Annotated in this window: 15 protein-coding genes; 6 read left to right on the plus strand and 9 right to left on the minus strand. The window is 72.8% G+C overall.

Annotation, left to right across the window (positions count from 1 at the left end):
• Positions 1-8: 8 nt before the first annotated feature.
• The 3 genes from ABT296_RS22585 to ABT296_RS22595 all read right to left on the minus strand — a co-directional run bounded on the left by ABT296_RS22585 (position 9) and on the right by ABT296_RS22595 (position 3,603).
• Positions 9-764, minus strand: a complete 756-nt coding sequence (locus tag ABT296_RS22585; protein ID WP_351930135.1) for a 3-oxoacyl-ACP reductase — start codon at positions 762-764, stop codon at positions 9-11.
• Positions 765-862: 98 nt separating this feature from the next.
• On the minus strand, positions 863-2,236 hold the full coding sequence (locus tag ABT296_RS22590) for an aldehyde dehydrogenase family protein (RefSeq protein WP_351930055.1): 1,374 nt from the start codon (positions 2,234-2,236) through the stop codon (positions 863-865).
• An 8-nt stretch (positions 2,237-2,244) separates the two neighbouring features.
• On the minus strand, positions 2,245-3,603 hold the full coding sequence (locus tag ABT296_RS22595) for a glutamine synthetase family protein (protein WP_351930057.1): 1,359 nt from the start codon (positions 3,601-3,603) through the stop codon (positions 2,245-2,247).
• Between the two features lie 85 nt (positions 3,604-3,688).
• Between ABT296_RS22595 and ABT296_RS22600 the strand changes: the two genes are divergently transcribed.
• Entirely contained in the window at positions 3,689-4,420 is a 732-nt protein-coding gene (locus ABT296_RS22600; RefSeq protein ID WP_351930059.1) for a FadR/GntR family transcriptional regulator, read from the plus strand.
• A 48-nt stretch (positions 4,421-4,468) separates the two neighbouring features.
• Positions 4,469-5,176 carry a gamma-glutamyl-gamma-aminobutyrate hydrolase family protein gene (locus ABT296_RS22605; protein WP_351930061.1) on the plus strand — a complete coding sequence of 236 codons (708 nt, stop codon included), beginning with the start codon at positions 4,469-4,471 and terminating at the stop codon, positions 5,174-5,176.
• Between the two features lie 7 nt (positions 5,177-5,183).
• On the opposite strand, the gene ABT296_RS22610 is transcribed toward ABT296_RS22605, so the two are convergent.
• The gene (locus ABT296_RS22610; protein ID WP_351930063.1) at positions 5,184-6,092 is read right to left on the minus strand and encodes a LysR family transcriptional regulator; all 909 of its coding nucleotides are present in this window, start codon (positions 6,090-6,092) and stop codon (positions 5,184-5,186) included.
• Positions 6,093-6,162: 70 nt separating this feature from the next.
• On the opposite strand from ABT296_RS22610, the gene ABT296_RS22615 reads away from it, so the two are divergent.
• Entirely contained in the window at positions 6,163-7,317 is a 1,155-nt protein-coding gene (locus tag ABT296_RS22615; RefSeq protein ID WP_351930065.1) for a TDT family transporter, read from the plus strand.
• On the opposite strand, the gene ABT296_RS22620 is transcribed toward ABT296_RS22615, so the two are convergent.
• The 4 genes from ABT296_RS22620 to ABT296_RS22635 all read right to left on the minus strand — a co-directional run bounded on the left by ABT296_RS22620 (position 7,229) and on the right by ABT296_RS22635 (position 12,549).
• Entirely contained in the window at positions 7,229-7,948 is a 720-nt protein-coding gene (locus tag ABT296_RS22620) for a helical backbone metal receptor (protein WP_351930067.1), read from the minus strand. The two genes, ABT296_RS22615 and ABT296_RS22620, sit on opposite strands and share 89 nt — an antisense overlap.
• Positions 7,948-8,514: a helix-turn-helix domain-containing protein gene (locus ABT296_RS22625; protein WP_351930068.1), complete on the minus strand. Its 567-nt coding sequence runs from the start codon at positions 8,512-8,514 to the stop codon at positions 7,948-7,950. Before ABT296_RS22625 ends, ABT296_RS22620 begins: the two co-directional genes overlap by 1 nt.
• Positions 8,515-8,855: 341 nt before the next feature.
• Positions 8,856-11,468 (minus strand): ABC transporter permease/substrate binding protein, encoded by a 2,613-nt coding sequence (locus tag ABT296_RS22630; protein WP_351930070.1) that lies wholly within the window; start codon positions 11,466-11,468, stop codon positions 8,856-8,858.
• Complete coding sequence (locus ABT296_RS22635; RefSeq protein ID WP_351930072.1) at positions 11,461-12,549, minus strand: quaternary amine ABC transporter ATP-binding protein; 1,089 nt, start codon at positions 12,547-12,549, stop codon at positions 11,461-11,463. Before ABT296_RS22635 ends, ABT296_RS22630 begins: the two co-directional genes overlap by 8 nt.
• A gap of 190 nt (positions 12,550-12,739) precedes the next feature.
• Here ABT296_RS22635 and ABT296_RS22640 point away from each other — a divergent pair, with 190 nt between their 5' ends.
• The 3 genes from ABT296_RS22640 (at position 12,740) to ABT296_RS22650 (ending at position 15,674) form a co-directional block, all read left to right on the plus strand.
• On the plus strand, positions 12,740-13,669 hold the full coding sequence (locus ABT296_RS22640) for a 5'-3' exonuclease (protein ID WP_351930137.1): 930 nt from the start codon (positions 12,740-12,742) through the stop codon (positions 13,667-13,669).
• Between the two features lie 144 nt (positions 13,670-13,813).
• Positions 13,814-14,656 carry a siderophore-interacting protein gene (locus ABT296_RS22645; RefSeq protein WP_351930074.1) on the plus strand — a complete coding sequence of 281 codons (843 nt, stop codon included), beginning with the start codon at positions 13,814-13,816 and terminating at the stop codon, positions 14,654-14,656.
• A gap of 55 nt (positions 14,657-14,711) precedes the next feature.
• On the plus strand, positions 14,712-15,674 hold the full coding sequence (locus ABT296_RS22650; RefSeq protein WP_351930076.1) for an RluA family pseudouridine synthase: 963 nt from the start codon (positions 14,712-14,714) through the stop codon (positions 15,672-15,674).
• A gap of 18 nt (positions 15,675-15,692) precedes the next feature.
• Here ABT296_RS22650 and ABT296_RS22655 read toward each other — a convergent pair whose 3' ends face one another.
• Positions 15,693-17,171 carry a cytochrome P450 gene (locus ABT296_RS22655; protein ID WP_351930078.1) on the minus strand — a complete coding sequence of 493 codons (1,479 nt, stop codon included), beginning with the start codon at positions 17,169-17,171 and terminating at the stop codon, positions 15,693-15,695.
• Positions 17,172-17,194 lie beyond the last annotated feature (23 nt).

A 17,194-nucleotide genomic window follows, 5' to 3' on the forward strand; every position in this document is an offset into this window, starting at 1 on the left:
GGTGCCCTCTACAGGGGGGTGACGTACGCTCCCGAGATTCCGCCGTCGACGAGGAAGTCGGTGGCGTTGACGAACGAGGAGTCGTCGCTGGCCAGGAAGGCGACCGCGGCGGCGATCTCCTCGGCCTCGGCGAACCGGCCGACCGGGATGTGCACCAGGCGGCGCGCGGCGCGCTCGGGGTCCTTCGCGAACAGCTCCTGCAGCAGCGGGGTGTTGACGGGCCCGGGGCACAGGGCGTTGACGCGGATGCCCTCGCGGGCGAACTGCACGCCGAGTTCGCGGGACATGGCGAGGACGCCGCCCTTGGAGGCGGTGTAGGAGATCTGGGAGGTGGCCGCGCCCATCCGCGCCACGAAGGACGCGGTGTTGATGATGGAACCCCTGCCCTGGCGCCGCATGTAGGGGATGGCGGCCTTGCAGCACAGGTAGACGGAGGTGAGGTTGACCTCCTGGACGCGCTTCCACGCCTCCAGGCCGGTCTCCAGGATGGAGTCGTCGTCGGGCGGGGAGATCCCGGCGTTGTTGAAGGCGATGTCGACGCTGCCGTACGTCTCGTACGCCGTCCTGAACAGCGCCTCGACCTGCTCGGCGTCGGTGACGTCGACCTTCACGAAGGTGCCGCCCACGGCGTCGGCGGCCGCCTTGCCGCGCTGTTCGTCGACGTCGCCGCAGACCACGTGGGCGCCCTCGGCGGCGAGCCGGCGGGTGGTGGCGAGGCCGATGCCGCTGCCGGCCCCGGTGACGACGGCGGTACGGCCGACCAGGCGCCGGCAGACGGGCTCCTCGGCCGCCGAAGCCGTCGATGAAGTCGCCGAAGCCGTCGCCGAAGTCGCTGAAGCCGAAGATGGAGTCGTCGATGCGGTCACTGTGCGGGGCCCTCCGTGCTGATGAAGACGTTCTTGGTCTCGGTGAAGGCTGCGAGGGCGTCCGGGCCGAGTTCCCGGCCGATCCCGGACTGCTTGAAGCCGCCGAACGGGGTCCAGTAGCGGACGCTGGAGTGGGAGTTGACGGACAGGTTGCCCGCGCGGACGGCCTGGCAGACGCGCAGCGCGCGGCCGACGTCCCGGGTCCAGATCGATCCGGACAGGCCGTAGTCGGTGGCGTTGGCCAGCCGTACGGCGTCGGCCTCGTCGTCGAAGGGCAGCACCACGGCGACCGGTCCGAAGACCTCCTCCACGGCCACCCGCGAGCCCGGGTCGACGCCGGTGAGGACGGTGGGCGGGAACCAGAAGCCGGGCCCCTCGGGGGCCTTGCCGCGGATGCCGGGGGCGCCGGGGTCGACGTAGGAGCGGACGCGCTCCAGTTGCGCCCGGGAGATCAGCGGGCCCATGTCGGTGCCCTCGTCGGACGGGTCGCCCACCCGGACCGCCTCGACGGCCGGGCCGAACAGCTCCAGGAAGCGTTCGTGCACCGAGCGCTGGACCAGGATGCGGGTGCGGGCGCAGCAGTCCTGGCCGGAGTTGTCGAGGAAGGCCATGGGGGCGGCCAGGGCGGCGGCTTCGAGGTCGGCGTCGGCGAAGACGATGTTGGGGCTCTTGCCGCCGAGTTCGAGGGTGACCCGCTTCAGCAGCGCGGAGCCCTTGGCCAGCACCTGCTTGCCGACGGCGGTCGACCCGGTGAAGACGATCTTCGCCACGCCCGGGTGCTCGACCAGGGCGTCCCCGGCGACGGGTCCGTGGCCGGGGAGCACCTGGAACAGCCCCTCCGGCAGCCCGGCTCGGAGGGCGAGTTCCGCGAGCCGCAGCGCGGTCAGCGGGGTCGTCTCGGCGGGCTTGAGGAGGACGGCGTTGCCCGCGGCGAGGGCGGGGGCGGTGCCCCAGGCCGCGATCGGCATCGGGAAGTTCCAGGGCGCGATGACGCCGACCACGCCGAGCGGTTCGAGGAAGGTGACGTCGAGGCCCCCGGCGACCGGGATCTGACGTCCGGTCAGCCGCTCCACGCCGCCCGCGGCGTAGTCCAGCAGGTCTCGGACGTTGCCCGCCTCCCAGCGGGCGTTGCCGAGGGTGTGGCCGGCCTCGCGGACCTCCAACAGGGCGAGTTCCTCGAGGTGTTCGTCGACGGTGACGGCGAACCTCCGCAGCAGCCGGGCGCGTTCGCCGGGAGCCAGCGCCGCCCACCGGGTCTGCGCGCGGGCGGCCCGTACGACGGCGGCGTCGACGTCGGCCCGGGAGGCCGCCGGGACGGTGGCGACGACCTCCTCGGTGGCCGGGTTCAGTACCTGGAGCTGCTCGGTCAAGAAGGTCCTCACAGGCGTTCGAAGGAGCGGCGGAGCTCCCAGTCGGTGACCGCGGCGTCGTAGGCGTCGATCTCGACGCGGGCCATGTTCCGGTAGTGCGCGACGACCTCGTCGCCGAAGGCGGCCTTGGCGACCGGGCTGTTCTCCCACAGCTCCGCGGCCTCGCGCAGGGTGGTCGGGACGTGCTCGAACTCGGCGGCGTAGGCGTTGCCGGGGCAGGGTTCGGGCAGCTCCAGCCGCTGTTCGACGCCGTGCAGGCCGGCTGCCACCATGCCCGCGACCGCCAGGTACGGGTTGACGTCGCCGCCGGGGAGGCGGTTCTCGAAGCGCAGCGAGCGGCCGTGGCCGACGACCCGCAGGGCGCAGGTGCGGTTGTCGTGGCCCCAGGCGACGGCGGTGGGCGCGAAGGAGCCGGGCTGGAACCGCTTGTAGGAGTTGATGTTGGGCGCGTACAGCAGGGCGAAGTCGCGCAGCGCGGCGAGCTGCCCGGCCAGGAAGTGCCGCATGACGTCCGACATCCCGCCGGGCGCGGCCATCGCGTTGTCGCCGGAGGTGTCGGTGAGGGAGAGGTGGATGTGGCAGGAGTTGCCCTCGCGCTCGTTGTACTTGGCCATGAAGGTGAGGGAGACGCCCTCCTGGGCGGCGATCTCCTTGGCGCCGGTCTTGTACACGGCGTGCTGGTCGCAGGTGACGAGGGCCTCGGCGTAGCGGAAGGCGATCTCGTGCTGGCCGGGGTTGCACTCGCCCTTGGCGGACTCCACGGTGAGGCCGGCGCCGGCCATCTCGTTGCGGATGCGGCGCAGCAGGGGTTCGATGCGGCCGGTGCCGAGGACGGAGTAGTCGATGTTGTACTGGTTGGCCGGGGTCAGGCCCCGGTAGTTCGCGTTCCAGGCCTGTTCGTAGGTGTCCTTGAAGACGATGAACTCCAGCTCGGTGCCGACCTGGGCGGTGAGCCCGAGTCCGGCGAGGCGCTCCAGCTGGCGGCGGAGGATCTGGCGCGGGGCCGCGACGACCGGGGCGCCGTCCTCCCAGGCGAGGTCGGCGAGGACCAGGGCGGTGCCGGCGTTCCAGGGCAGGCGGCGCAGGGTGGACAGGTCCGGGCGCATCGCGAAGTCGCCGTAGCCGCGGTCCCAGGAGGACATGGCGTAGCCGTCGACGGTGTTCATCTCGGTGTCGACGGCGAGGAGGTAGTTGCAGCCCTCGGTGCCGTGCTGCAGTACCTCGTCGAGGAAGAAGCGGGCGGCGAAGCGCTTGCCCTGGAGCCGCCCCTGCATGTCCGGGAAGGCCAGGACGACGGTGTCGATCTCCCCGCCCGCGACGAGGGCGTGCAGTTCCTCGACGCCGAGGGGCGGTGTGCGGTCTGCCACGGGAAAGCCTCCTGGGGCCTCTTCGTTCAGCCGGAAGCCATAAGGTATGGCCGCGAACCATTGCTTGGGAAGGGGGCACGGCGGGATGTCGGCGGACGCTGTTCCCGGCCCGGAGGACCGGCTCACCCCGGTGCTGCGGCCGGTGCGGGCGGGCAACGGTTTCGAGGAGGCGCTGGAGCAGATCCTCCAGGTGGTCCGGCTCGGGCTGGTGCCCGCCGGTGAGCGGCTGCCCGCCGAGCGGGACCTCGCCGAGCGGCTCGGGATCAGCCGGGTGACGCTGCGCGAGGTGCTGAAGGTGCTCCAGGACCAGGGTCTGGTGGAGTCCCGGCGGGGCCGCTACGGCGGCACGTTCGTGCTGCCGCGGGCGGACGCCGGCGAGGACGAGCTGCGCCGCCGGATCGCCGCGGTGGACGTCGAGGACGTGCTGCGCTTCCGGGAGGTGCTGGAGGTCGGCGCGGCGGGCCTGTGCGCGGCGCACGGTCTGGCGCCGGAGCAGGAGCGGCGGCTGCGGGAGGCGCTGGCCGGCACCCGGGACGCGCCGCTCGGCGACTACCGGCGCCGCGACACCCTGCTCCACCTCACCCTCGCCGAGCTGTGCGGGTCGCCGTCGCTGACCGCTCGGTACGCGGCGGTGCGGGCCTCGGTGAACGAACTCCTGGACTGCATCCCCCTGCTGGTCCGCAATCTGGAGCACTCGCAGCGCCAGCACGCGGCCCTGGTGGAGGCGGTGCTGGACGGGGACGCGGACGGCGCCCGGGAGATCATGCGGGAGCACTGCGCGGGAACGGCCGCGCTGCTCAGGGGATTCCTGACCTGAGCGGGGGGCGAAAAAAGGTTCAGTCGCGGTCCATTGGAAGGGCGGAGCATGCCGGACAGACCGTTGATCGGGGTCAGTACCTATCTGGAGGCGGGCACGCGCTGGGGCGTGTGGGAGCTGGAGGCGGCCCTGCTGCCGGCCGGCTATCCGCGGCTGGTGCAGCGCGCGGGCGGGCTCGCGGCGATGCTGCCGCCGGACGCCCCGGAGCACGCGGCGGCGGCGGTGGCCCGGCTGGACGGGCTGGTGATCGCGGGCGGGCCCGATGTGGAGCCGGTGCGCTACGGCGCCGAGCGGCACCCCCGTACGGGGCCGCCGGCACGGGCCCGGGACGCCTGGGAGCTGGCCCTGATCGGGGCGGCGCTGGACGCGCGGCTCCCGCTGCTGGGGGTCTGCCGGGGCATGCAGCTGCTGAACGTCGCCCTCGGCGGCACGCTGGTGCAGCATCTGGAGGGCCACGCCGAGGTGGTCGGCGTCTTCGGCCGCCACCCGGTCAAACCGGTCCCGGGCAGCCTGTACGCCGGTGTCGCCCCGGAGGAGACCGCGGTGCCCACGTACCACCACCAGGCGGTGGACCGGCTCGGCGAGGGGCTCGTCCCGACGGCGTACGCCGAGGACGGCACCGTCGAGGCGCTCGAACTGCCCTCCGCCGCCGGCTGGGTGCTGGGCGTGCAGTGGCATCCGGAGATGGGCGAGGACGTACGGGTGATGCGGGCCCTGGTGGACGCGAGCCGCAGAAGCCGATCAGAAGGTCCCTAGCCCATCCCTAACCCCGTGTCAGGTGCAGCAGGTCGCGGGCCGGGCCGACCGGGCGGTGGCCGGAGGGCCACACCGCTCTGAGGTCGCGGGCCAGGGACACGTCCGCGAGCGGGATGCCCACCAGGCGGCGCAGGGACAGCTCCTCGCGGACCGCGAGTTCGCTCAGCACGGCCGGGCCCGCGCCGCTGACCGCGGCGGCCTTCACGGCGGTGGTGGAGGAGAGTTCGATCAGCGGCCGGGCCAGTCCGCCGAGCGCCGTGTCCAGCACCTGCCGGGTGCCCGAGCCCTTCTCCCGCAGGATCAGCGGCGTCACCGCCAGTTCCTCCGCCGTCAGCGGGCGCCTGCGGCGGGCCCAGGGATGGCCGGGCGCCGTCACCACGATCAGCCGGTCGTGGGCGATCACCACCGAGTCCAGACCCGTGGGAAGGGTGAGGCCCTCCACGAACCCGAGGTCCGCCTCGTCCGCGAGCAGCCGCTCGGCGACCACGGCGGAGTTGCCGGCGAGCAGCGACACCGCGGTGTCCGGCCGGCCCGCGCGCAGCGCCAGCAGCCAGCCCGGCAGCAGGTACTCGGCGATCGTCATGCTCGCCGCCACCCGCAGCCGCGAGTCCCGCCGGTCCCTGAGCGCCTGCGCGCCCACGTCGAACGCCTCGGCCGCCTCCACGATCCGCCGCGCCCAGTCCGTCACCAGCGCGCCGGCGTCCGTCAGCCGCGAGCCCCGCGGCGAACGGTCCACCAGCGCCACCCCCAGCTGCCGCTCCATCGACCGGATCCGGCTGCTGGCGGCGGGCTGGGTGATCCCCAGCTCACGGGCGGCCCCGCCGAGACTGCCCAGCCGCGCCACCGCCAGCAGCAGTTCCAGCGCGCCGAGGTCCGGAACGCGATGGGCCAGATGTGAGGTCACCGCACTACTCATAAGTCCAGCTTATGTCCTCATAGGGTCATGGTCCCTGGTGGCAACCGCGCACCGGCGCGACCGTGGACCCATGGTCACCGCCGCCCATCCCCGCCCCCGCCTCCTCGGCATCCCGGCCGTCCGTCACCTCGGACCGAACTGGTACGCCTGCGTCATGGGGACCGCCATCGTCGCCACCGCCGGCGCCGCGCTCCCCCTGCCGGTCCCCCGCACCGCGCTCACCGCGGTCTGGGCCCTGTCCCTGCTGCTGCTGACCGGCCTCCTCGCCGCCCGCGCCGTGCACTGGACCTACCACCGCGACCAGGCCCGCGCCCATCTCCTGGACCCGGCGACGGCCCCCTTCTACGGCTGCCTGTCGATGGCCCTGCTGGCCGTCGGCGGCGGCGCCGTCACGGTCGGCCGGGACTGGATCGGCACCGGCCCCGCGGTCGCGCTCGACCTGGTGCTGTTCACCGTGGGCACGGCCGTCGGACTCGTGGCCGCCGTGGCCGTCCCGTACCTGATGGCCGTACGCCACCGGGTGGCGCCGGCCGAGGCCACGCCGGTGTGGCTGCTGCCGCTCGTCGCACCCATGGTGTCCGCCGCCCTGGGACCGCTGCTGGTCCCCCACCTGCCCGCCGGACAGGCGCGCGAGACGCTGCTGCTGGCCTGTGTGGCGCTGTTCGGGCTGAGCCTGCTGGCGACGCTGCTGATGCTGCCGCTGGTCTTCGCCCGGCTGGTCACCGGCGGACCGCTGCCGCTCGCGCTGACGCCGACCCTGTTCCTGGTGCTGGGCCCGCTCGGCCAGTCGACCACCGCCGTCGGCAAGTTCGCCGAGTACGCGCCCGGCGTCGTGCCGGCCCCCTACAGCGAGGGCTTCGGCATGCTGGCGGTGCTGTACGGCGTGCCGGTGATGGGGTTCGCGCTGCTGTGGCTGGCCTTCGGCACCGCCCACGTGGTCCGGGCCCGGCGCGAGGGCATGGGGTTCGCGATGACCTGGTGGGCGTTCACCTTCCCGGTCGGCACCTGTGTCACCGGCGCCGAGGCGCTGGCCCGGCACACCGGGCTCCTGGTCTACGACTGGCTCGCCGTGGGCCTGTACGCGCTGCTCGTCGCCGCCTGGCTGGTCGCCGGGGCGCACACCGTGCGCGGGGTGGTCAGCGGGTCGCTGCTGCGAGCGCCGCGCCCAGCACCCGGGGCGCCTCGGCCAGTGACGGTCCGTACCACGTCAGGTGCCGTCCGCTGACCAGGGCGCAGGGCAGCCCGGGGAACGCCTCGGGGCCGTCGTCGGCGGTGAAGCGGTAGGGCTCGTCGGGAAGAACCACCAGGTCGGGGGCGGTGGCCTGCAGCTCCTCCAGGGGGACGCGGGGGTAGCGGTCGGGGTGGGAGGCGTGGACGTGGTCGACGCCGAGGCGGGCCAGCAGGTCACCGGCGAAGGTGTCACGGCCCAGCACCATCCAGGGGCGCCGCCAGACGGGCACCACGGCGGTGCTGCGGCCCCGGGGCACGGGCGGTGCCGCCCACGCCCGCTCCGCCTCCTCCAGCCAGCCGGGCCGCGCCGGGGCCCCGCAGGCCACCAGCACCCGCTCCAGCTCGCGGAAGGCCTGCGGCAGGGTGCGGATCTCGGTCACCAGCACCTCGACGCCGGCCGCGCGCAGCGCGTCGAGGTCGGGGGCGCGGTTCTCCTCCTCGTTGGCGATCACCAGATCGGGGGCGAGGCCGAGGATCCGGGCGGTGTCCGGGTTCTTGGTGCCGCCGATCCGGGCCGCGTCGAGGCCCGCCGGATGCGTGCACCAGTCGGTGACGCCCACCAGGACACCGGGGGCCGACACGGCCACCGCCTCCGTCAGGGACGGCACCAGGGAGACGGCCCGCATCAGCGCGGCCGGTCCTCGACGGCCTCGATGTGCTCGGCGACGGCCACGACCACCACCCGGGTGTCGGGCACCGTGGCCCGCCAGCGGTGGCGGACCCCGCCGGTGAGGTAGAGGGTGTCCCCGCGGCCGAGCCGGTAGGCCCGCCCCTCCGCCTCGATCTCCACGGCGCCCTCGGCGACGTACATCAGCTGGTCGTTGCGGTACTGGATCTCCCGGCCCGCCTCGTGGTCCCCGGTGAACTCCGAGGCGTGCATCTGGTGGTGGCCGCGGACCAGGGAGCGCGTGCGCGGTCCGGGGGGCGGCTCGCCGCACTCGGCGCGCACGACGTCGACGCTGCACGCCGGGTCGGCCGCCGCGAGGAGTTCCACGGCCGTGGTGCGCAGGGCGTCGGCCAGCTTCTCCAGGGAGCTCCGGCTGGGGCGGGCGCGGTCGTTCTCGACCTGGCTCAGGAAGGGCACCGACAGCCCGCTGCGCTCGGCCACGACGGCGAGGGTGAGTTCCAGCGCGCGGCGTCGGCGCCGTACGGCCGCACCCACTCGCAGGGGCTGTTCCTTGTGGTCGCCCATGGCTCCCGCTCCCTCCCTCGCTCGTCGGCGTGCCGGGGTCCTTCGAAGGGTTCTCTGCACCCTACGCATGTTCGGCAAACCGTTTCATGTGCCCGTCACATCGACGACACACGGTGAGCGGCCCCGGCTCACGGTTCGCGCCACCGCCGGGCGCGGACCGGCGCGGGTGTGCAGGTGTTTTCCCCGGCGCGGGCCCGGCCGCTGAAGGAAGAGTGCCTGATCGGACCGGCGGACGAGGCCGGGTCACCCGGGTTGGCCGGATTTCGCACATAACGCGAAAGCGGGCGTCCGGCACCCGTCAGGTGCGCCGGACGCCCGCCGTACTGGGGGCTCGCGGGGTTCTAGGCGGCCGGGGTCATCCGCTCCACCAGTTCCGGGTGCTCCTTGAGCCAGGCGGCGACGGCCTCCTCCTCGTGGCCCTGGCCGCGGTCCTTGATCTCGCGCTCCAGGGTGCCGAGCTCGTCCTCGCTCATCCTGAAGTTCTTGATCCACTTCGTGAGCTGCGGGTACCGCTCGGGGAAGTCCTCGTTGGAGATCGTCCGGATCGTGTTGCCCTCACCGAAGTACTTCTTCGGGTCCTCGAGCTTGGTCAGCTCGTACTCGCTGTACGCCCAGTGCGGCGACCACAGCACCACCGCGATCGGCTCCTTCTCGGCGTAGGCGCGCTTGAGCTCGGCGAGCATGGCGGGGGTGGAGCCGTCGACGACCTCGTACTCGTCGTCGAGGCCGTAGCCGGGCAGCACCTTCGACTTCAGGAGGTTCATCTCCCCGGTGCCGGGCTCGATCCCGACGATCTTCCCGTCGAAGGTTCGGCCCTTGCCCTTGAGGTCCTCCAGCGAGTCGACGCCCTTGACGTAGGAGGGCACGGCCAGCTCCAGGGACGTCGGTTCGTACCAGGTCCCCAGGTCGTGGAGCTTGTCCTTGCTCTTGTCCCAGTAGTTCTTCTGCGCGTACGGCAGCCAGGCGTCGAAGTTGAGGTCGAGGTCGCCGGAGGCGAGGCCGGTGTAGACCGGGCCGACGTCCATCTGCTTGAGGTTCAGCCGGTAGCCGCGCCGCTCCAGGACGTTCTTCCACAGGTAGGTGACGGCGATGTCCTCGTCCCAGGGGAACCAGGCCACGTCCAGCGGGCGCTGCGCCTCGGCGGGCGTGCCGCTGTCCTCGACGGGGGCGAGCTTGTCGACGAGACCGGGGTGGTCCTCGAGCCAGGTGCGCACGGCGTCCTGCTGCCTGCCCTTGCCGGCCTTGACGATCTCGGACTCCAGCGAGGTGAGCTGGTCCTCGGTGAGTTCGAAGTCCTTCAGCCACCGGCCGACGACCGGATTCTCCTCGGTGAAGCCCTTGCGGGCCAGGCTGTGCACGCCGTCGCCCTCGCCCCAGGCGCCCTTGGGGTCCTTGAGCTTCTTCAGCTTGTAGTCGCTGTACGCCCAGTGCGGCGACCAGAGCGTGGTGACGATCGGTTCCTTCTTGTCGTACGCCCGCTTCAGCTCCGCCAGCATGGCGGGGGTCGAGCTGTCGACGACCTTGTACTCCCGGTCCAGGCCGTACGCGCCGAGGACCTTGCTCTTGAGCAGGCTCATCATGCCGGCGCTGGACTCGATGCCGGTGATCTTCCCGTCGAACTGTGCGCCCTTGCCCTTGAGGTCGTCGAGGGAGTCGATGTCCTCCATGTAGGCGGGCACGCTCAGTTCGAGGGAGGTCGGCCCGTACCAGGAGCCGAGGTCCTCCAGCTCGGAGCCGTACTTCTTCCAGTACTGCTCGTGGGTGACGGGCAGCCAGGAGTCGGTCTGGAAGTCGATGTCGCCCTCGGCGAGGGAGGTGTAGAGGGGGCCGGCGTCGAACTGCTTGGCCTCGACCTCGTAGCCGCGCCGCTCCAGGATCTCCTTCCACAGGAAGGTGGAGGCGACGCCCTCGTCCCAGGGGATGTAGCCGATGCTGATCCTCTTGCCCTGCCCGATGTCGTCGCCGTCGGCGACCGGGTCGGCCTTGCCTCCGCCGCCGAGGGCGCCCATGCCGCCGGCGACCAGCGCGAGCACGACGACGCCGACCACGGCGACCGAGGCGCGCGGGCGGTAGGACCAGATGTTCAGGCCCTGGGCGGCGCGCAGCCGGGCGGCGGCCCGGCGGCCGAGCGGGGAGACCTGGGTGCCCAGCGCGCTGGTCATCCGGTCCAGGTAGATCGCGAGGATCACGATGGCGATGCCGGCCTCGGCGCCGAGGCCGATGTTGAGCTGGCCGATCGCCTCGTTGACGCCGCCGCCGAGGCCGCCGGTGCCGACCATGCCGGCGATGGCCGCCATGGACAGACCGAGCATGATCACCTGGTTGACGCCGGCCATGACGGTGGGCAGGGCCAGCGGCAGCTGGACGCGGAAGAGGGTGTCGCGCGGGGTGGTGCCGAACGCCTCGGCGGCCTCCACGAGGTCCTTGTCGACCTGGCGGATGCCCAGCTCGGTCATGCGCACGCCCGGGGCGAGCGCGAAGACCAGGGTGGCGACGATGCCGGCGGCGGCACCGCTGCCGAAGAAGAGGATCGCCGGGATCAGGTAGACCATCGCCGGCAGCGTCTGCATCAGGTCCAGGGCGGGCCGGACGACGGCGCTGACCCGGCTGGAGCGCGCCGCCCAGATGCCGAGCGGCACCGATATCACCAGGGCGATGACCGTGGCGACGAGGACCAGCGAGAGGGTCACCATCGCGTCCTCCCACAGGTCGAGGGAGATCACGAAGGCGAAGCCGGCGAAGGTGAGGACGCCGGCGAGGGTGCCGCGCAGCCAGAGGGCGACCACCGCGAAGATCCCGGCGAGCAGCAGCGGCTCGGGCGCCTGGAGGACGGCGTCGACGCCGTCGTAGGCGCCGCGGAAGACCTGCTCGAAGAAGTCGAACAGCCAGCCCATGTGGGTGGTGAGCCACTCGACGCCGTCGTTGACCCACTGGCCGAACTCGATCCTAGGCACGGGCGGTCACCTTCTCTCCGCCCTTGTCGCGCGGGGCGGGGCACGGCGCCGGCGCGGCGCTCTCGTCGCCGAGGAAGCCGACGAGCCGCTGCCGCGGCACGACGCCGACCAGCTCCTTCTTCCCGTCCAGCACGGCGACCGGGTGGGAGAGCCGGGCGCTGAGGGCGCACAGGTCGTGGAAGGGGGTGTCGGGCGTGGCCGTGGCGCAGGCGCAGTCGGCCTCGTCGCCGCGGACCTCGCGGTCCATGACCGAGGAGGCGGTCAGCACCCGGGAGCGGTCGACGTCCTGGGTGAAGGAGGCGACGTAGTCGTCGGCGGGGCGCACCAGGATGTCCTCGGCGGTGCCGATCTGGACGATGCGGCCGTCGCGCATGACGGCGATGCGGTCGCCCAGGCGCATGGCCTCGTTGAGGTCGTGGGTGATGAAGACGATCGTCTTCTTCAGCTTCGTCTGGAGCTGGAGCAGCTGGTCCTGCATGTCCCGGCGGATCAGCGGGTCCAGCGCGCTGAAGGACTCGTCCATCAGCAGCAGGTCGGCGTCGGTGGCGAGCGCGCGGGCCAGGCCGACGCGCTGCTGCATGCCGCCGGACAGCTCGTCGGGCCAGGACTTCTCCCAGCCCTTCAGACCGCACAGCTCCAGGGCCGTGGTGGCCCGCTCCAGCCGCTCGGCCCTGGCGACGCCCTGGACCTCCAGGCCGTAGGCCGCGTTCTCCACGACGCTGCGGTGCGGGAAGAGCGCGAAGTGCTGGAAGACCATGCTGATCTTCCGGGCGCGGACCTCGCGCAGGTCGCGGGGGCTGAGCGCGGTCAGGTCCTGGCCGTCGAACCGGACGTGTCCGGCGGTCGGCTCCAGCAGTCCGTTGAGCATGCGCAGCAAGGTGGACTTGCCCGATCCGGACAGGCCCATGACGACGAAGATCTGGCCCGGTTCCACGGTGAAGGAGGCGTCGACGACGGCCGCGGTGGTGCCGTCGGCGCGCAGCTCCTCCCGGTCGGCACCGTCGCGGAGCCGCTCGACCGCCTCGTCCTGTCGCCTGCCGAACACCTTGTAGAGGTGTTCGGCCTCCAGTCTCGCTGACACGTGTACCTTCTCGCTTCGACGGCAATGGACCTCAATGAGAGGGAGCGACGCGGCGCACTGGGCGGGCATCGCTCCGACGCGGCGCCTGCCCCCGGCCCGGGGAGGCAAACGCGACAGTGGGGCGGCCCACACCGGGCGCGCCTGACGCAACCCGTTGCGCCCGGCGCCGCTGTCAGTGGCGTACGGCATGATGCGAGGCGTGACCGGACGACTGATGCTCCTCGACACCGCCTCGCTCTACTTCCGCGCCTACTTCGGCGTGCCGGACTCCGTGAAGGCCCCGGACGGCACCCCGGTGAACGCCGTGCGCGGGCTGCTGGAGTTCATCGACCGCCTGGTGAAGGACCACCGCCCGGACTCCCTGGTGGCGTGCATGGACGCCGACTGGCGACCGCAGTGGCGGGTGGACCTGATCCCCTCCTACAAGGCGCACCGCGTCGCCGAGGAGCGGGCGGCGGGTCCCGACGAGGAGGTCGTGCCGGACACGCTGTCGCCGCAGGTGCCGGTCATCGAGGCGGTCCTGGACGCGCTCGGCATCGCGCGCGTGGGCGTCGAGGGGTACGAGGCGGACGACGTGATCGGCACGTTCACCGCGCGCGCGAAGGGCCCGGTGGACATCGTCACCGGCGACCGCGACCTGTACCAGCTGGTGGACGACGCGCGCGGGGTGCGGGTGCTGTACCCGCTCAAGGGCGTGGGCACGCTCCAGCTCACCGACGAGGCGTGGCTGCGCGAGAAGTACGGCGTCGACGGCCGCGGGTACGCGGATCTGGCGCTGCTGCGCGGCGACCCCAGCGACGGCCTGCCGGGGGTGCCGGGCATCGGGGAGAAGACGGCGGCCAAGCTGCTGGCGGAGTTCGGCGACCTCGCCGGGATCGTCGCGGCGGTCGACGACCCGAAGGCGAAGCTGACGCCGACCCAGCGCAGGCGGCTGGACGAGTCCCGGCCCTATCTCGCGGTGGCGCCGACGGTCGTCCGGGTGGCGGACGATGTGCCGGTGCCGGACGTGGACACCGCGGTGCCGCGCGGCGCGCATGATCCGGTTGCGCTCCAGGCACTGGCGGAACGCTGGGGACTCGGGGGATCGTTGCAGCGGCTGCTGACGACACTGGCCGCGTGAAGGAACGTTCCCCATAGAGTGAATGAGGTTCGGCGGGCAGGGAATTCGTCCCTTAAATTCTCCTTCACACGCTTTGCCGCAGGGGTCAACCCCGGGCGAAGGTGCTAACTTAGGTAAACCTAAGCTTATTCGAGGGAGGCCGTCATGGCAGAACGCCCTGCCCGCAAGCCGCGCACGCCCCACTCCGCGCAGGTCGTGCGGACCGAACGGCTGACCCCGCACATGCAGCGGGTGGTGCTCGGCGGGGAGGGACTGGCCGCGATCTCGGCGGACACCTGCACCGACCACTACGTGAAGCTCCTCTTCGGCCCCCCGGGCGTGACCTACCCCGAGCCCTTCGACCTGGAGCGCATCCGGGAGGAGTTCCCGCGCGAGCAGTGGCCGGTGACCCGGACCTACACGATCCGCGCCTGGGACCCCGAGCACCTGGAGATGACGCTGGACTTCGTCGTCCACGGCGACGAGGGGCTCGCCGGCCCCTGGGCCCTGCGCGCCCGCCCCGGTGACGTCGTCCGCTTCATGGGCCCCGGCGGCGCCTACGCCCCCGACCCGGCCGCCGACTGGCATCTGCTGGCCGGCGACGAGAGCGCCCTGCCCGCCATCGCCCGCTCCCTCGAAGCCCTCCCCGCGGGCAGCCGCGCCTTCGCCTTCGTGGAGGTCGCCGGACCCGAGGAGGAGCAGAAGATCGACTCCGACGTGGAGGTGACCTGGCTGCACCGCGGCGACCGCCCGGTGGGGCAGGCCGTCACCGAGGCCGTGCGCTCCCTGACCTTCCCCGAGGGCCGGCTGCACGCCTTCGTCCACGGCGAGGCCGGCTTCGTCAAGGACCTCCGCAGGCTGCTGCGCGTCGAGCTCGACATCCCCCGCGAGGACCTCTCGATCTCGGGCTACTGGCGGCTCGGCCACAACGAGGACGGCTGGCAGGCCTCCAAGCGCGAGTGGAACGCCCGCATCGAGGCCGAGCAGGAGGGCACGCCCGCGGCCTGAGCGGCACCCCCGGGGCCCCGCCCGGTCCGCCCGGCCGGCCGTACCCTGGACCGTGATGAGACGCAGGACCCCTCCCCCGCCCTCCCCGCTCCCCCAGCGCGACGGCGTCGACCCGGTGCGGGTGCGGCTGCCCGGCGAAGGCCCCTGGGCGACCGTGCGGGAGCACCTCGTCGAGCGGCTGGCGGGCGCGGGCGACGGCGCCGTACAGCGGATGTTCGACGAGGGGCTGTTCGTCGGGGCAGACGGACGGCCCCTCGCGTCCGACGCGGCCTACGTACCGGGCCTGTTCGTCTGGTTCCACCGGGACCTCGCCGACGAGTTCCCGGTGCCGTTCCCGCTGGACGTCGTCCACCGCGACGAGCACATCGTCGTCGCCGACAAGCCGCACTTCCTCGCCACCACCCCGCGCGGCAGCCACGTCCGGCAGACCGCGCTCGCCCGGCTGCGCCACGAGCTGGGCCTGCCCGCGCTCGGCGCCGCCCACCGGCTGGACCGGCTCACCGCCGGGCTCGTGCTGTTCGTCGTACGCCCCGAGGAGCGCGGCGCGTACCAGACGCTCTTCAGCGACCGGCGGGTCCACAAGGAGTACGAGGCCGTCGCGCCCCACCTGCCCGCCCTGCCGCTGCCCACGACGGTGCGCAGCAGGATCCTCAAGGAACGCGGGCAGCTCGCCGCCCGGGAGGTGCCGGGCGAACCGAACGCCGTGACCCGCGTCGAACTCGCCGAGCACCGGGCGGACGGGCTCGCCCGGTACCGGCTGCTGCCCGCCACCGGGCAGACCCATCAGCTGCGCGTGCACATGAACGCCCTGGGCGTCCCCCTGCTCGGCGATCCCCTCTACCCCGTGGTGGCCGACCCCGTACCGGCCGGTGACTTCCGGCGGCCGCTGCAACTGCTCGCGCGGGCACTGGAGTTCACCGATCCGGTCACGGGCGTGGAGCACCGGTTCACCAGCGGGCGGACGCTGGCGGCCTGGACGTCCTACGACACCTGGAGCGGCCGGAACCCTCTGGCGTGACGGCCGCGGGGACCCGCGTCAGTAGCCGCGCCACCAGCGCACCAGCCGGCGCCAGGCGCTCTGCCCGCCGGCCGGCTCGGGGACCGGCGCCGGCTCCGGGGCGGCGGGCATCGGCGGCTCGGGCGGCGGCTGCGGCTGGGTGCGGGCCGCCGTGCCCACCTGCCAGGCGGGCCGCTGCTGCGGCACCTGGTTGAGGCTCGGCTTCATCATCACGTCCTGCTGCGGCTTGGGCTCGAAGCGGACCGGGAGGTCCACCAGGTGCCGCGAGGAGATCGACTGACGCCAGCTCAGGTCGTCCTCGGGGCAGTCGAGCCGGATGTCCGGCAGCCGCATCAGCAGCGCGTCCACGCCGACGTCGGCGATGCCACGGGCGATGTCCTGGCCCGGGCACTCGTGCGGGCCGCCGCCGAAGGCGAGGTGGGAGCGGTTGCCCTGCATGTTCGCCGACAGGTCGGGGCGGACCCGCGGGTCGATGTTGCCCGGCGCGATACCGAACAGCAGGCCGTCGCCCTTGCGGATGCGTTTGCCGCCCAGCTCGGTGTCCTGCTTGGCGTAGTAGGCGAAGACCGTGCTGAACGGCGGCTCGTCCCACAGGGACTGCTCGACCGCCTCCGGCACCGTCATCTGGCCGCCGTTGAGCTGGGCGCGGAAACCGGGGTCGGTGAGGACCATGCGCAGCACGTTGGCGATCAGGTTGGCGGTGGCCTCGTAGGCGGCCATCAGGACGACCCACAGGTGCTTGGTGACCTCGTCGTCGGTGAGCCGGGCCGGGTGGCTCATCAGCTGGCTCGCGAAGTCCGCGGCCGGTTCGGCCCGGCGGCGCTCGGTCAGCCGCTGGAGCGCTCCCATCACGAAGGCGTGGCTGGCGATGGCGGTCTCGGTGCCGCGCAGCATGTCGCGGGTGGCGTGCACCATCCGGTCGCTGTACTCCTCGGGCATGCCGAGGATCTCGCAGAGCACCGCCATCGGCAGGTGTTCGGCGAACTGGCCGACCAGGTCGGCCCGGCCCTGCTCGCAGAACTGGTTGACCAGGCGCTGGGTGGAGCGGTTGATGTACCGGCGGATACCGCGGTGGTCGATGGTGGACATGGCGCCGGTGACCGCGCCGCGCAGTCTGAGGTGCTCGTCGCCCTCGGCGTAGGAGCAGATCGGCTCCCAGGCGATGTGCGGCATCAGCGGATGGTCGGGCTTGACCATGCCCTCCAGCAGCGGGTTCCAGATGCGGCTGTCCCGGCAGAACTGCGAGGGGGTGCGGACGATGTGCAGGTTCTCGGCGTGGCCGAGGACCACCCACATCGGCACGTCGTCGTGGAGCAGCGCCGGGGCCACCGGCCCGTGCTCGTCGCGGAGTTCCTCGTAGAGGTCGTCCAGGTTCTCCGAGCCGGGGCCGTAGAGCCGGCGCAGTCCGCCGGGCCCGACGTTGTGGGCGGGGCAGCCGGGCGGCGGGCCGGAGAGCGGGGCGTCCGTGCCGGTGGTGGAGGGGGATTCAGGCGTCACGTTCTCGCTCCGAAGTGGATCCG

This window comes from Streptomyces sp. NPDC000983, from assembly GCF_040299205.1.
GTDB lineage: Bacteria > Actinomycetota > Actinomycetes > Streptomycetales > Streptomycetaceae > Streptomyces.

What these genes read in the sequence shown, in the direction of transcription:
- ABT296_RS22615 (WP_351930065.1), top strand. Translation starts at nt 6,163, where the DNA reads ATGGTCACCGCCGCCCATCCCCGCCCCCGCCTCCTCGGCATCCCGGCC.
- ABT296_RS22620 (WP_351930067.1), bottom strand. Translation starts at nt 7,948, where the DNA reads ATGCGGGCCGTCTCCCTGGTGCCGTCCCTGACGGAGGCGGTGGCCGTG.
- ABT296_RS22610 (WP_351930063.1), bottom strand. Translation starts at nt 6,092, where the DNA reads ATGAGTAGTGCGGTGACCTCACATCTGGCCCATCGCGTTCCGGACCTC.
- ABT296_RS22640 (WP_351930137.1), top strand. Translation starts at nt 12,740, where the DNA reads ATGCGAGGCGTGACCGGACGACTGATGCTCCTCGACACCGCCTCGCTC.
- ABT296_RS22650 (WP_351930076.1), top strand. Translation starts at nt 14,712, where the DNA reads ATGAGACGCAGGACCCCTCCCCCGCCCTCCCCGCTCCCCCAGCGCGAC.
- ABT296_RS22600 (WP_351930059.1), top strand. Translation starts at nt 3,689, where the DNA reads ATGTCGGCGGACGCTGTTCCCGGCCCGGAGGACCGGCTCACCCCGGTG.
- ABT296_RS22605 (WP_351930061.1), top strand. Translation starts at nt 4,469, where the DNA reads ATGCCGGACAGACCGTTGATCGGGGTCAGTACCTATCTGGAGGCGGGC.
- ABT296_RS22625 (WP_351930068.1), bottom strand. Translation starts at nt 8,514, where the DNA reads ATGGGCGACCACAAGGAACAGCCCCTGCGAGTGGGTGCGGCCGTACGG.
- ABT296_RS22645 (WP_351930074.1), top strand. Translation starts at nt 13,814, where the DNA reads ATGGCAGAACGCCCTGCCCGCAAGCCGCGCACGCCCCACTCCGCGCAG.